At 58.6% G+C, this 14,100-nt stretch carries 14 protein-coding genes, 1 tRNA gene and 1 pseudogene; 14 read left to right on the top strand and 2 right to left on the bottom strand.

All coding sequences use genetic code 11. The annotated features are described in order from the left end of the window. The first annotated feature begins 241 nt into the window (after positions 1–241). The 11 genes and pseudogenes from CRO18_RS17275 to CRO18_RS17320 form a co-directional block, all read left to right on the top strand. Positions 242–1,603, top strand: coding sequence for a DEAD/DEAH box helicase (locus CRO18_RS17275; protein WP_097083056.1), 1,362 nt, complete (start codon positions 242–244; stop codon positions 1,601–1,603). Positions 1,604–1,677: 74 nt separating this feature from the next. After that, positions 1,678–2,271 carry a thymidine kinase gene (locus tag CRO18_RS17280; RefSeq protein WP_097083042.1) on the top strand — a complete coding sequence of 198 codons (594 nt, stop codon included), beginning with the start codon at positions 1,678–1,680 and terminating at the stop codon, positions 2,269–2,271. Between the two features lie 285 nt (positions 2,272–2,556). After that, a complete protein-coding gene (trxC, locus tag CRO18_RS17285) occupies positions 2,557–3,006 on the top strand; it encodes a thioredoxin TrxC (protein ID WP_249276098.1) in 450 nt (149 codons plus the stop codon). A gap of 97 nt (positions 3,007–3,103) precedes the next feature. Then, positions 3,104–3,179: transfer RNA gene (locus tag CRO18_RS17290), tRNA-Ala, on the top strand. A 277-nt stretch (positions 3,180–3,456) separates the two neighbouring features. Then, on the top strand, positions 3,457–5,031 hold the full coding sequence (locus CRO18_RS17295) for an ATP-binding protein (RefSeq protein WP_143128672.1): 1,575 nt from the start codon (positions 3,457–3,459) through the stop codon (positions 5,029–5,031). A 34-nt stretch (positions 5,032–5,065) separates the two neighbouring features. After that, on the top strand, positions 5,066–5,473 hold the full coding sequence (locus CRO18_RS17300) for a transposase (RefSeq protein ID WP_097083044.1): 408 nt from the start codon (positions 5,066–5,068) through the stop codon (positions 5,471–5,473). After that, positions 5,470–5,820 (top strand): IS66 family insertion sequence element accessory protein TnpB, encoded by a 351-nt coding sequence (tnpB, locus tag CRO18_RS17305; RefSeq protein ID WP_097083045.1) that lies wholly within the window; start codon positions 5,470–5,472, stop codon positions 5,818–5,820. Before CRO18_RS17300 ends, tnpB begins: the two co-directional genes overlap by 4 nt. A gap of 329 nt (positions 5,821–6,149) precedes the next feature. Beyond that, the gene (locus CRO18_RS17310) at positions 6,150–7,259 is read left to right on the top strand and encodes an AAA family ATPase (RefSeq protein ID WP_097083046.1); all 1,110 of its coding nucleotides are present in this window, start codon (positions 6,150–6,152) and stop codon (positions 7,257–7,259) included. A 96-nt stretch (positions 7,260–7,355) separates the two neighbouring features. After that, positions 7,356–7,850 (top strand): DUF6634 family protein, encoded by a 495-nt coding sequence (locus CRO18_RS19115; protein ID WP_249276099.1) that lies wholly within the window; start codon positions 7,356–7,358, stop codon positions 7,848–7,850. Between the two features lie 236 nt (positions 7,851–8,086). Then, the gene (locus tag CRO18_RS18690) at positions 8,087–8,308 is read left to right on the top strand and encodes a hypothetical protein (RefSeq protein WP_143128673.1); all 222 of its coding nucleotides are present in this window, start codon (positions 8,087–8,089) and stop codon (positions 8,306–8,308) included. Positions 8,309–8,336: 28 nt separating this feature from the next. Beyond that, positions 8,337–8,713: pseudogene (locus CRO18_RS17320) on the top strand (IS5 family transposase); the annotation flags it as partial. A 182-nt stretch (positions 8,714–8,895) separates the two neighbouring features. On the opposite strand, the gene CRO18_RS17325 reads toward CRO18_RS17320, so the two are convergent. Then, a complete protein-coding gene (locus CRO18_RS17325; RefSeq protein ID WP_143128674.1) occupies positions 8,896–9,828 on the bottom strand; it encodes a hypothetical protein in 933 nt (310 codons plus the stop codon). After that, positions 9,825–10,571 (bottom strand): ABC transporter ATP-binding protein, encoded by a 747-nt coding sequence (locus CRO18_RS17330; protein ID WP_097083048.1) that lies wholly within the window; start codon positions 10,569–10,571, stop codon positions 9,825–9,827. The genes CRO18_RS17325 and CRO18_RS17330 overlap by 4 nt, the downstream gene beginning before the upstream one ends. A 211-nt stretch (positions 10,572–10,782) precedes the next feature. On the opposite strand from CRO18_RS17330, the gene CRO18_RS17335 reads away from it, so the two are divergent. The 3 genes from CRO18_RS17335 (at position 10,783) to CRO18_RS17345 (ending at position 13,923) form a co-directional block, all read left to right on the top strand. Next, entirely contained in the window at positions 10,783–11,457 is a 675-nt protein-coding gene (locus tag CRO18_RS17335) for a response regulator transcription factor (protein WP_097083058.1), read from the top strand. A 20-nt stretch (positions 11,458–11,477) separates the two neighbouring features. Next, positions 11,478–12,815 (top strand): HAMP domain-containing sensor histidine kinase, encoded by a 1,338-nt coding sequence (locus CRO18_RS17340; RefSeq protein WP_212710176.1) that lies wholly within the window; start codon positions 11,478–11,480, stop codon positions 12,813–12,815. Between the two features lie 481 nt (positions 12,816–13,296). Continuing rightward, entirely contained in the window at positions 13,297–13,923 is a 627-nt protein-coding gene (locus tag CRO18_RS17345) for a LuxR C-terminal-related transcriptional regulator (RefSeq protein ID WP_170952720.1), read from the top strand. Positions 13,924–14,100: the final 177 nt, after the last annotated feature.

Below are 14,100 nucleotides of genomic sequence, written 5' to 3' on the forward strand. Positions count from 1 at the left end.
TCAGATTTCCTTGACTTTGGGGCGCAAAAGCCCCACCTCGCAACCATCCCGTGTTCGCTGCCGCGTGAGCAGCCGCGCCGATCAGGCGCCTGAACCGGGTCATTGGCCTCACATTCACGCGGGGGGCCGGGTGCAGGTTGCACCACCCGCCCGCCTTCCCCCGGTTATCCGGGGGCTTCATCCCGTGCGCTTGCGCGCACCCTGCCCTTTTGCGCTTTTGCGCATCACGAAAGACAAACCTTTGGAAAACTTCAACGACCTTGGCCTTGCGCCGATGCTTTTGCAAAATCTGGACGGCTTGGGGCTGCACAAGCCCACGCCGATTCAGGCAAAATCCATCCCCCACATCGTGCGTGGGCGCGATATTTTGGGCCTTGCGCAAACCGGCACCGGCAAAACCGCCGCCTTTGGTCTGCCAATGCTGACCCGCATCATCGCCTATGGCAAACGCCCTACGCCCAAAACCGTGCGCGCGCTAGTGCTTGCGCCGACGCGCGAACTGGCGAGCCAAATCCATGACAACCTCGCCGCTTATGCCAAAGACGCGCCGGTGCGGATTCAACGTGTGGTGGGCGGTGCCTCGCTGAATGTGCAGGCCGAACGGCTTGCCAAGGGCTGCGATGTGCTTATCGCCACGCCGGGCCGCTTGATTGACCTGATCGAGCGCCGCGCCGTCGTTTTGAGCGAAACGAAATATCTGGTGCTGGATGAGGCCGACCAGATGCTCGACATCGGGTTTATCCATGCGCTACGCCGCATCGCCAAGCTGATCCCGGCAAAACGGCAAACGCTGCTGTTTTCCGCGACAATGCCGAAGCTGATGGATGAGCTGGCGCAAAGCTACCTTAACGACCCCGTCCGCATCGAGGTCGCAACCGCCGGCAAGGCCGCAGATAAAATCGACCAAGGCATCCACTTCACCACCCAAGGCGAAAAGGCGGCCCTTCTGGCGGAATATGTTTCGCGCCATCCGGGCGAATTAGCAGTGGTGTTCAACCGTACCAAACATGGCTCAGACAAGCTCGCCAAGCTTCTGGAAAAATGGGGCTTTTCTGTAACGGCCATTCACGGAAACAAAAGCCAAGGGCAACGGGAACGGGCGCTGGCCTCGTTCCGCGCAGGTGAGGTGCAGGTGCTCGTGGCAACTGATGTGGCCGCGCGCGGGCTCGATATTCCGCAGGTTGCGCACGTCTATAACTATGACCTGCCGAATGTGCCGGAAAACTACGTGCACCGGATTGGCCGCACCGCGCGCGCGGGCCGCGATGGCCGCGCCGTCGCCTTCTGTGGCCCGATGGAAATGAGCGATTTGCGCGCGATTGAGGCCGCAATGGGCGCGCGTATTCCGGTGATTGGGGGCGAAGTGCACCCCGAGGGCGGCACCCGCCCGCCGCCGGGCCAGCAAAACCGAGGCAAGAAACCGCATCGCGGCCAAGGGCCGAAACCGGCGCGCCCCGCGCAAGAGAAGCCCGCTGCAACTGATGCAAAACCTGCACAGAAACCCGCGCAAAAACGCCGTGGTCCGCCGCGGGGCAAAGGGAAACCCGCGCAAGGTGGAGGGGATGCCCCGAAGCGCCCGGCACGCGCACAACGCGGCCATTGATCTAGCGCGCCGGGCAGCCCTCTGCTCGGCGCCTGCCCTCTTGCCACAGCGGCGCGGCATTGCCATAAGCCCGCATGGCCAAGCTTTACTTCCACTTTTCGACGATGAACGCAGGCAAAAGCACGCTTTTGCTGCAAGCCTCTTACAACTACATCGAACGCGGCATGGACACGCTGCTGATCACCGCACGCCTTGATGGCCGCGCGGGAGAAGGACAGATCGCCAGCCGCATCGGCATTGGCGCGAAGGCAAGCTGCTTTACAGAAACGACCGATATGTTCGATTTGATCAAGCTACGGCTCGATCAAGGCCCTTGTGCCTGCGTTTTTGTTGATGAAGCACAATTCCTGACAGAAGCGCAGGTCTGGCAACTGGCCCGTGCAGTGGATGATTTGGGTGTGCCCGTGATGTGCTACGGGCTACGGGTAGACTTTCGCGGCCAACTCTTTCCCGGCTCGGCAGCGCTTCTGGCCCTCGCCGATGAAATGCGCGAGGTCCGCACGATTTGCCATTGCGGGAAGAAAGCGACGATGGTTGTGCGCCTTGGCCCCGATGGCAAAGCGCTGCATGACGGCGCGCAGGTGCAGATCGGCGGCAATGAAACCTATGTCTCGCTCTGCCGCCGCCATTGGCGCGAAGCCATGGGCGAGGCCTTGCCCAAATGCTGATCAAGGCGCCCCGCCCTATCGGCCACGTGTTGGCAAATCCTCAAGCGCAAAGCTGCTCCCTTGCGCGGCAAGCCATGCCGCGAACCGCGTGATTTTCTCATCCATCTCGCAGGTGTGTGTGTGCCGGCCATCTCTGCCGCATAAGCGATTTGCAGCGCCACCTGACGTTCCGGGGGAAGGTCTCGCCATCGTGTCATGCCGGGGCTCCTTGTAATTCCTGCAATGCGTTCCGATATATTCCATAACACGAATGCAATGGAGGCCAAGATGGCAGAAGGGCTGCGCATGACCTGTCTAGACTGCGGGCAGGCGAACCGGGTTCCGGCCGACAAACTGGGCGCGGGGCCGAAATGCGGTGTTTGCGGCGCTGCATTAATGACCGGGAAGGTCAGCGCGATTGACGCCGATGTGCTCAGCAAAGCCGCGCGTGATGACGTGCCGCTGATGGTGGATTTCTGGGCGCCGTGGTGCGGCCCCTGCCGGCAAATGGCGCCACAATTTCAAACGGCTGCAGCGCAATTGGCGGGCCAAGTTCGGTTGGCGAAGATCGACACGCAAGCGCATCCGGAAGCGACGCAACGCTATCGCATCCAAGGCATCCCAGCCTTCATCTTGTTCGCGAAAGGTCGCGAAGTGGCCCGCGCCGCAGGCGCCCGCCCGGCCGCTGATCTGGTGTCCTTCGCGCGCGCCAAACTCAGCGCAAAGAGCAACGGCAAGCAAGGCGCCCGCGCCTGAAGCCCTTTCCCGAGGTGCGATGAAAAAATTGTTCAAGAACTTCAGGAGAGCCGCTTGACAATACCCGCGCCTTGGGCGAAACACCCCCACACGGCGAGGGGCTGTAGCTCAGTTGGGAGAGCGCATCGTTCGCAATGATGAGGTCAGGGGTTCGATCCCCCTCAGCTCCACCAAGCCGTCCAATCCCCGAAAAGCACATGCAAAACCAGTGACTTACGAAATGTTGCTGACCATGCTGACACCCCCATGCTGACCAACATTTGACGGCTGCCAAGAATCGTTCTTCTGATTTCCCGAGGCCGCAGACGCGCCCACGACTCACACTAGATCGCACCTGATTACCCGCTGTGCGAGGCTCTACGCCGCCCGAGATGCGCGGAGCAAGAGACAGAAAGCCCAGCCCCGCAAAAGCGCACAGGGTGTCCAAATTGGCCATGTCAGGGTGGACAGATGGTGCCCCCTTCGCGCCCGTTCAGGTGCCCCCAGAGGCTCCGGCAGGTCGAGGCGAAGGCAAGAGATTTCTCTCGCCGCTCGTTGCTGCTGCGACAACTTTACGTTGCGCATTTCCCGACTTCCTCATTAGGCTTCTTCGCATTGGCACTCTTCGCATGCGCCCTCGTTTCGCGCCGCGTTGGAAGGAGTTCTTTTGTAATGACGATCAAGTTTATCCCGCCGGAACGCCATCGCGATTATATCGGTGCCCTCACCGCTGTCCTGAGTGCCGCTGCGGGGGTCTACACGCTGAACCCTTTCAGCACATCGGCCCAAGCCTCCAATATCTGGAAAGCTTTCAAAGGCGTTGAAACCGCGACGCCAGAAAACCTCGCGTGGGTCTGGTTGAATGCAACGATCACCCACGCGGCGAACGAGTTCCTCGCCTTCATCGCGCGCGAAAATCAACTGATGCCGCAAGCGCAGGATGGCGCGGTGGAGGCCTTCATGAAAGCGGCAATCCCCGAAGAGATCTCCGCTAAATTCAACGATGGCGCATTGCGTAGCCCTGCGACGCATGAGGCATTCCAGCCCGCCCGCAAAGCGGTCATCCCCTTCGTGTTGGCCCTGACGCGCCTCACCCGGTTCGACGAAAAGACCAACCAGAAGGAACGCTATGAGCGCGAATTTGACCGCTGCCTGAACCGCGCCTCGGCCTATGTCTTCTCGGCCCATTATGATCGGCTAAGGCCGCTCGAGGCTGCGGTGACTGGCACGGCATCGGAGGCCATGCACCGTGAGGCGGCTTGGGCGCGGCACTACGAATGGATTCACCGCAAGGTCGATACCGAGCCTGTGTTCTCGCCCGATGGCACCGAAACGCCCCCTTTGAAGCCCCTTTATCTGCGCCCAAGAGCCTATTGGCACGAACAGCTGCGAAAGGACGGCGAGGCTGAAGACAAACCCCGCTACCGGGCACATCTTGGCGATTTGCATCAAACGCTTGAAGACTGGCTCGGCACCCCTAGCGCGAAGGGGGTAGACGCTTTGCGCCTGATCGCGGGCGGCCCCGGCTCGGGCAAATCCTCTTTCGCCCGTGTCTTCGCTTCCGAAACCATCCTACGTGAGCGTTACAGGGTGATCTTCGTCGAACTCCAGCACATGCGCGCGATGACAGGGGAGCTCGTGAGCGACCTCGCGAACTACCTGAGAGGGCGGCCCCCTTCAAACGTGACAAAAGGGACGCCGGGGCTCCCCGACAATGCGCTTAAATGGGCCCGTGACGAAAAAAATCCCCAACTGCTTTTGGTTTTTGACGGACTCGATGAACTCAGCTTCGTGGGCGATCATGCGGCAGAACTGACTCGCAAGTTCATCCTCAGCGTCCGGCTAATGTTGATCACACAAAATGCCGAGGGCACTTGGCTCCGCGCACTGGTGCTGGGGCGCAACGCCGCCATCCAGTCGGGAATGCGAGAGGCGGATATTCCACCGCACCTTTTGCTCAACGTCGCGCCTATTCGGGAACTGACTGAAGATGACCTTGAGGTAACCGGTGCAAAGACCCCATGTTTCAATGAAACAATGGGTTAGCGATACTGTCACCACCTGAAGAAGGAGGTGGCACATGCTGGACGGCGAGGTCCCGGAGAAGGTTGAGATGGTCTGGGGCTTTGCGGTCCCGACCCGCCGCGGCGGTCGGCGGAAATGGCCCGCGGCGCTCCGCGCCATGGCGGTCGAGCGGATCGCGGCTGGCGAGGGGATCCGGGAGATCGCCGAGGAGATCGGGGCCAACAAGTCCTTGGTGGCGGTCTGGGTCAAGAATGCGCAGCCCGAAGCTCCTGTGCCGGCGTTCTTCGAGGTCGTGCCGCCGTCCTTGGAGAAACCCGGCCGCACGCAGCCCGTGACCGTTGCGCCGGAAAAAGCGGCCCCGAGCTGCCGGATTAGTATCGGCGACGCCGATATTGCGATACCGCCCGGCTATCCCACAGATCACCTGGCCGAGGTGCTGCGCGCGGTGAGGGCCTCGCAGTGATTTCCCCGTCCGGCAGTTTCCGCATCTTCCTCGCCTCCGAACCGATCGATTTCCGCAAGGGTATGGACGGGCTGTTGGCTCATGTCGCCAACCATTTCGAGCTCGATCCCTTCGACGGCGCCATCTACGTGTTCCGCTCGCGCCGCGCGGACCGGCTGAAACTGCTGGTCTGGGACGGCACCGGCTTGGTGCTGACCATGAAGCGCCTGAACGGCGGGCGGTTCACCTGGCCGAAGCCGCAGGCCGACCCGGTGGTGCTGAGCAAGGTGCAGTTCGAGGCCTTATTTGAGGGGATCGACTGGCGCGCCGTGACGGCGGCATCGGTGCGCAAACCCTCGTTCCTCTGACCAATCCGGAGACCTGAAGATCCCTTCCTCACAACGCCGGGCAAGTCGTGCCACGGCTCCGATCCATCATGCCTGTTTTCAAGGGTTATCTCCATGTTTTCTTGACATTCGCGCAGCCACGTTTCCGCTCCGCCCTCCATCATCTCGCCGGCCAAGGTCGGCCGCATTACTGCCGGGTACGGTGCGCCCAACCCCATTCTTGCCGCGGTGAGGCCGAGCTTCTGCCGCGCGGCCTGATCTTCCCCGGCGCCTGACCGCCATTCCTCCAACGCGTATTCCCCGGCCGGGTTTCTCCCGGCCGATAGCCCTCGCATGCCCGGAGCCAACCTATGTCCAAAACCATCCCGTTCATCGAAGCCCGCTTTTTCGGCGCAAATGAGGGCCATTTCGAACTCGAGACCCGGCTCAAGAAGCATCTGCGCAAGCTGCGCTGCGGGAAGATTCCCCCGGAGCTTTTGACCACGATCAACGATGTAGGGGATGCAAACGACGAGGGGCCAGATCTCATGGGGGCCATTGGGATCAGTGCCGATGATGCGACCCGCATCAACCGGCGGGTCAAGCGGTTCCTGGAGCTTCGTAAAGCCGCTTCCGGCCTCGAACATCTGAAGCGCGATGACCGCGAGCGGCTTGAGGTGCTGAAGGATGGTGCCCGACTGATCCAGATACCCAGTGAACATCGCGCCGATGAGATTGCCGCAGCCCTGCACGAGGATATGCCCTGGATGGCTCCGGCCAACGAAGGGGTCTGGCACGCGATGCGCCGATCGGTGCGCGAGGGCGCTTCGGGCCTCAGGATCCCGCCGCTCCTGCTCGACGGCCCACCCGGAATAGGTAAAAGCCATTGGGCTAGGCGGCTCGGCGCGTTGTTGTCCACGCCGACCACCGTGATCGAGGCTACCGGGGAAAACGCCAGCTTTGGTGTCGTCGGCTCCCAGCGGGGCTGGGGTGGCTCCTGCCCAGGGCGCCTGATCGAAACCGTATTGCAAAGCCGCATAGCCAATCCGGTCATGGTGGTCGACGAGGTTGAAAAGGCCGGGCGGGCAACCTCCACGAACGGGCATGCCTTCGGTTTGACGGAGGCACTTCTGCCACTGCTCGAGCCGATGACCGCACAGCGCTGGAGTTGTCCCTACTACCAGGTCAGGTTCGATATGCGCTGGGTGATCTGGGTGCTGACATCCAACGACTATCGGCTGCTGCCGGAGCCGCTGCTCAGCCGCTGCCCACCAATCCGACTGCGCCACCTCACCCTTACGGATTTGGTGGCCTTCGTGCGCCGTGAAGGCGCGAAGCGTAACCTGTCCGAAACCTCCATCGAGGCGATCTGCGAGATCCTGTCCCATCCCGCTCTGCAACGGCATCGGCCCAGTCTGCGCGTCGCGGCCCGCATGCTACAACGTGCCTCCGATCTGGAACAGGGGCCAACGCTTCACTGAGCCGCCCTCTCCACTTTCATACCTCCCCAGAATCCAACGCGCCTGCGGCCATTTCCACAGCGGCCACCTTCATGCCATCGAAACGGAGATATCATCATGAAACTCTCACCCCAAGACCACGCCTGGTTCGACAAGGTCCTGCGCGCCATAGCCGCCGCCGAGGCTGGCCCCTCTGACGCAGAACTCGCGCAGGCACCGGTCCTGTCCAACTGTAAAGCGGCGATTTCTTCCGGCGGTCATATCTTGCGGGGGGGGGGGGCGGGGTATACGTGCGCGCACTTGACCCCGGCACCTGCTATCATGAATGTCATACCCACGCGTACTTTTAGCATGACGGCGATCCTGGGTGAGAAGGAGACGCACATGATTGGTCCATTGATCTGCATAGCTGGCGTGGTGGTCTGCATCGTAGGGTCTTTACATTGCTGGCTGACCTACCGAAATACTGTCCGGGCAGTGCGCATCGACCCCGAGCGAGTCCGGCGGTTCGTGGAAAGCGCGCCGTTGCATCGCCTGGAAGAACTTAAGGCGAAGCGGCCAGTTTGTAAGTGCTGCGGTGCGCCACTCGGGCTGAAGCGCGAACAATACTGAAGACCCTTCATGTCTTTCTGGTCTCGTTAGGGACCAGCGGCAGCGCTGATCAGTGCCTCAGGTACGGCTGCCGACGGCCCATTGGCGTCGGTCGGGCCGCGGGGCTGGCATCGTCGAAGCAGCCGCTTGGACGTGCCGCAGCGAGAGGCGCGCACAGCCCTCCCAAAGACCGCAACGTTCTCGCTTGACGATAGCGTCCGCGCATCTTATCCCAATGTTGGGCGAAAGGCTGGCCTGTGGCATTGATTAAATTCGGGATCAATGACAAAGAAGCCTTCAGCAGAGCTGTGCATATACGTTTTGCCATTCCACCGAATGTGGGAGCTCTTGAAATGAACAGCCCTAACAAAATTACCTCGAAATTTTTGCCGTTCGACGATTTTCATATCGTTGAGATTCAAGATTTGGGTGGCGCATCGCTAGGGTCAGGATGCATTGATTTCAGTTGCGCTGCGTGATTCACGCCTCCGAAAACGGAGCGATGACATGAGCGATCTCTTCTGGCTGACCGACGCGCAGATGGAGCGTCTGGCTCCCTTCTTTCCCAAGTCACACGGGAAACCTCGGGGTGATGACAAGCGGGTGTTGAGCGGGATTATCTTCATCAATCGCAATTGCTTGCGTTGGCGTGATGCTCCTGCTGCATATGGCCCTCACAAAACACTTTACAGCCGCTGGAAGCATTGGAGCGAAAAGGGCCTCTTCGCGCGGATGATGGCCGGGCTGGCGGCCGAACACGGCGAGAAGACGACCGTGATGATCGACGCGACATACCTCAAGGCTCACCGAACGGCGACCAGCATGGCCGCCAAAAAGGGGGGCGTGGTCGCCTGATTGGTCGAACCAAAGGCGGTATGAACTCTAACAGGCCGCTGAAATAGTCGACCGACGAGAAGGATCTTCCGTTTCCGCGAATTGCTTCGGCCGTGCGCTGCTCTGCCGGTCTTTCGCTCTTCGGCCTCAGGCGGCGAGCAGCTGCGGCAGTCGTGCCAAATTGTTGGCGGCCACATCCCTGACATGGCGGGCTTCAGCAAAGCCGCTCAGTTCATTTTCCGACGGAGATGGCGAGCGGATCCATCCGAATACACCCTCGCAGTGCCGCCGAAAAAGACAGGGCAGCAACAAAGATACAGACGATGATCGGTGGAACATTGCCCTTGGGGGGAAGGCCGCTGTATTGATCCCCCAGAAGCTCGGAACTCAGATGCGAGAAGGCGTCGGCAAAAGACAATGGACCAAGCAGACTGCGACTCCACTGAAATAGAGGCGTAGGTTTCGCAACATACTCCCCGGAGTGCGGGTCCAGGAGGGTCTCAGGCATCGTGCTGCCGGTGATCGCTGGGAGCAAGAACGTCCACATCCCCCAAAGAGCGATCGGTATTATAATACCCGTCGATGCACGCCCGGCAGTCGCCGTCGCTGCGATGGAAATACAGCCAAAGACCATCATATAAAACCAGCCTAGCATCAAGAAAGCGGCCATGCGCGCCAAGTCGAACGGTGTGAGCGGCGCAATAGGCAACAGCACCAGAAGTGACACGGAAATCACTCCCGTAAAAACGATATAGCCCAGCAAAATGAAGCCCAATACCGAGACTTTGGCGACCGCATAGGTCAGACTATCGAACACTCTTAATCCGATCAGTGGAAGCAGGCCCGCGGCGCGGTCGCTTTCCAAACTGCGGTGCCCAATCAAGATTGCCGCGATTGCCCCCAGAACAACGATAGAGGTCTTCAGGTGGTGCAAAAGCACGGTCGAACTGCTAGGTATGTGGCGCCCCCATGTTGTTGACACGCCGGACTGCGCTAAGAAGTGCGCGGCAGCTGTGTGGATTGTGCCGCTTTTTTCCGCTTCGACCCAGCCAAGCATCAATGCCATAAAAACGGAGAAGCCGAAAAGCAGCGTCACCGCCACGTTGCGCCGCTCTCGTGATAAGACGGTCAGGGTATGGCGCTGCAGCCAAGCCGCTGAACTCACGCCGCCACCTCACGCGTTGGAGCAAGCGCATCATATAGCCGATAGAGTGCTGCCGTGTCTCCCCAACGGACCCCGCGCGCCTCTCCGAGGCCGTAAAACACCAAGCTACCGTAGGCCAGAATACCCATCAAATCGCAGGCCTTTGTCACTACTCCGGGGACACGGGCACTTATGAAAATCGTCATTCCTTTTGCCTGCAACCTTTCAACAGAGTGGTGAAGCGCCCGCGCTTCGATTGCGTCAAGTTCTGCTTCCGGGTCGTCCAAGAACAGTACGTCAGGCCGATGGAGGATCGCCTGCGCAATACCTATGCGTTGACGCAACCCCTTGTTGAACGAGCGCAAACGCTGATCTGCGAAGCCGCGAAGATTGAAGAAGTCCATAACTTCCTCAACACGATCGGTGGGATCTTGAACCCCGGACAAACCGGCGAAAAAGCGTAAATGCTCACGCACACTGAGCTTGTCGCAAAGGCTCAAGCGTTGAGGGAGGAAGCCAATCGACTGGCGTACATGCTCGGGGTTGTGGCAGGCGTCATATCCGGCAATCGTCGCATATCCGGAGCTTGGTTGGCGCAAGGTCGTCAACAATTCGATCAATGTGGTCTTTCCAGAACCACGCGGACCGATCAACCCAAACACTTCCCCCTTGGCAATACTCAGGTCAAGTGGTCGAAGTTTGATCCCACCCACGCCTTGATAACTGATGTTATGAGCGGAAATGGCGAGCGTTGTGTCGATCATCTGAGTCTCCTACTTTGGAGCCTATATGACGGCAGGATCTGAACGTAACCCTTCTAACAACTTACATTTTTGTAATAACTCTGAGATCCTTAATAATTCGCCTGCGCCCAAGTGATCATGCGATAGCCTTAAGAGTTCTGGGGGAGAGCCTGCATTCCTTGTTATGGCGACCAGATGGGTCCGCTACGGGACTAATGTGCAGGGGAGCATATTGAGGGTTCTGATTTGCGAGGACGATGCAGAAACGGCAAGATATTTGTCGTGCGGCTTAACGAGCGAGGGGCACACGGTCGATCTTGTGAGCAACGGGCGCGATGGCCTCATACAGGCGTCGTCCGCGAAATATGACCTGTTGATCCTTGATCGGATGATGCCTGAACTCGATGGTTTATCGGTCCTTCGGGCACTTCGTATTGCAAAGGTTGATGTGCCGGTGATCCTTCTGACTGCGATGGCCAGCATTGATGATCGCGTCGAAGGGCTAAGAGCCGGAGCCGATGATTACCTAGTCAAACCCTTTGCCTTCGTGGAGTTATTGGCGCGCATTGAGGCGATCAAGCGCCGCCCTTCGCTGGCTGTGGAGCAAACCGAACTGGTGCAAGGGGAGCTTCGTATTGACCTTTTGACCCGTGAAGTCACTCGCTCAGGCCACAAGATATCGCTGCAACCGCGCGAATTCGTACTGCTGCGGCATTTTATGGAGCGCCCCGGCAGGGTTCAAACGAAAACGATTTTGCTTGAGGCTGTATGGGGGCTCCACTTCGACCCGAACACAAGCGTTCTCGAAACCCATGTCAGCCGCCTCCGTAGTAAAATCGACAAACCTTTCGATCGTCCCTACCTAACGACACTTCATGGTGTCGGCTACGTCTTCGCCCCCACATGAAGCGGTTCTCCACATGGTCGATGCGTTTCGCATTTTCGATGTCGCTCGTCTTCATGTTCGCAGCATTGATGACAGGCGCGGTCTCCTTCGCCTTGCAAATTGAGAACATGGCGCATTGGTTCCACGCGGAAATAGAGGCTGACACACGGGCCCTTGCTTTAATTGCCGCGTTGGACGATCCACAAGAGTTGGCCAATCAGATCGCGGCGCAAACTGCCGTTAGCGGTCAAGATGGCCGCGTCGTGTCATTTGTCCCCGATGATGTGGACATGACGCCGATTGGCAATGTCCGCGTCGAAGAACAGTTCCTAGGGCTCCGTCATTTCAATATCGGGGATGGAATCGCGCATTTTTCGTCCGGCCCCAATCCTTCCGAGCGGCTCGTCGGTTATGGAATGGACGTTGGCAACGGATGGTTGATGTCTGGTCGCACCTCAACTTGGTTCGAAGAACAAAGATCTCTTTGGCTGCAAAGCTACAGCTGGGGCCTTGGGGCAACGATGCTGCTGTCAACAACAATCGCACTTTTCATAGGGCATCGAGCAGCTAAGCGCATCAAACGTATGGAAACAGTGCTGGATGCCGTGGGCAACGGACAATACGGTTTGCGCATTCGGGATAGAGGTCGAGATGACTTAACCACACTCGCTGGCAGCGTGGATTGTGCTCTGGCAAGGTTAGACGTCGGGATTTCTGCTATACGACAGGTCTCCACCGACGTGGCACATGATCTGCGGGCCCCAATCAGCAGGCTTAGGTTGCAGCTTGAAGCCATTGTTACGGAGCCGAACCTCTCCGACGACATTCGGAAAAAGCTCGGGCAAACACTGACGAACGTTGATCAAGTGACAACCACGTTCGATGCAATCTTACGGCTTGCACATATGCAGGCGGGCATCGTTCAGATCACCCCGAGGCCAGTGGATCTGACCATCCTTTGCCAAGACGTATTTGACCTGATGGAACCGTTCGCCGAACATCACGGACATCGCCTAACGCTTCAAGTTAACACGCCCGGCGTGGTTGCGGGAGATGGCGACCTTCTGGCCCAAGCACTCTCAAATTTGGTCCAGAACTCCATCGAGCATTGTCTGGCCCCTGCAAATATCGTGATTGAACTCAAGACGCATGCGGAAGCACTGGCTTTGTCGGTTTGTGATGATGGCCCCGGCGTGCCCGAGCGTGATTTGGGTAGAGTTTGTGATCGCTTCGTGCGGCTGGATAAGAGCCGCAAAGGGCTCGGCTGTGGCCTTGGCTTAAGCTTGGTGCGCGAGATCGCAAAGCTTCACACCGCCCAGTTCAAGCTCGAAAATCGCAAGCCCGGTTTATGCGCCCGGATCAGTTTCAAGCAGTCTTAGCGCGCGTGCCTGAACGCACTCTCTTTTGATCATAAATATGACCAACTGCGTACACAGGCGGCGCATCGATACGCCTTGCCACTTTTCTTGGCCAAAAGAACAATTTTCCATCTGCGGCGGGCTGTCGCATGAGTGTGAGCGATATAGCGCGGGGATAGAGCTTCTGAGTGCTCTACGCCACTTTAGCTTATATTATGACGTCCCCGAAATCATCTTTCGTTGCTATTAACTACTTTTAATGAATTTAATTATAACTTTTTTCACCGCTTGGTAATCACGGTTCCGATTGGCGCGTTGGGATACAGACAACTCCCGAAAGCGGCGTTGAAGCAGCGTCTTGGCCTAGGCAGTATTTGATCGAACGGTAGAGGGCGTGAAGGCCCCCAAAATCTTGGAAGAACAAATGCTTACCTTTAGGTCGATCGCCCCTGAGCGAGAAGAGATTGCGGATGAGGCAGTTAGATCTGAGCATGAACGCGACGTGACAAAAATCGAGGCAGAGAGCCGAGTTCTGATTGCGCATCGCGAGCAACTTGCTGTGGATGCGCTCAGCGCAGAACTCGGAAACCAGGCGGTTCGCGTTTGCGCGATGAACAATGTGACCGAGCTGAATGCTCAGGTTACGAAGTCTCTATCATTCGAAGCGGCAATCATCGACTATCGCATCTTTCCAGCGGCTGGCATTGATCAGGTCCGCAAACTGGTCAAGAAACTGGGCGACGTACCGGTAATCATGTTTGCCAGCAGCCTCGAGCATCGTCTTATCCCGGTACTCCTTCAAGCGGGAGTGCGCGGAATTATTCCGGAATCCATGCCGCTGAAAGCCATTCCCAGCGTGCTCTACTTGGTGAAGCTCGGACAGGTTTTTACTGGCGGCTTGCAGCTCGACCCAGTGCAAGCGGACGCCCCGAGCCCGCACAATCTGACCAATGAGGAATATGCGATCCTGAAGCGTGCCGCTAACGGCGACACGAACAAAGAAATCGCGTCCGAATTCGACATTACCGAGGTGCGCGTCAAGATGCTGATGCGCTCAATCTGCCGAAAGATCTCGGCCCGAAACCGCGCCCATGCCTGCGTGATCGCACGGGAGCACGGGCTGCTCTGAAGAAACGCTCAAATCTGACTTCATACGAGACGCCGCAGAGATGCGGCGCCCAGTGAGGGTATGCCTAAATGCAACTACAAACCTATGACTGCTGTATCATCCCCAACAGAGGTGTTGTGCCGATCACCCTTTCGTCGATGCTGTCCATCGATCGGGTTACGACTGTGATGCATCATG

It is taken from the genome of Rhodobacter sp. JA431 (assembly GCF_900217725.1).
In the GTDB taxonomy this organism is placed as follows: Bacteria; Pseudomonadota; Alphaproteobacteria; order Rhodobacterales; family Rhodobacteraceae; genus Rhodobacter; species Rhodobacter aestuarii.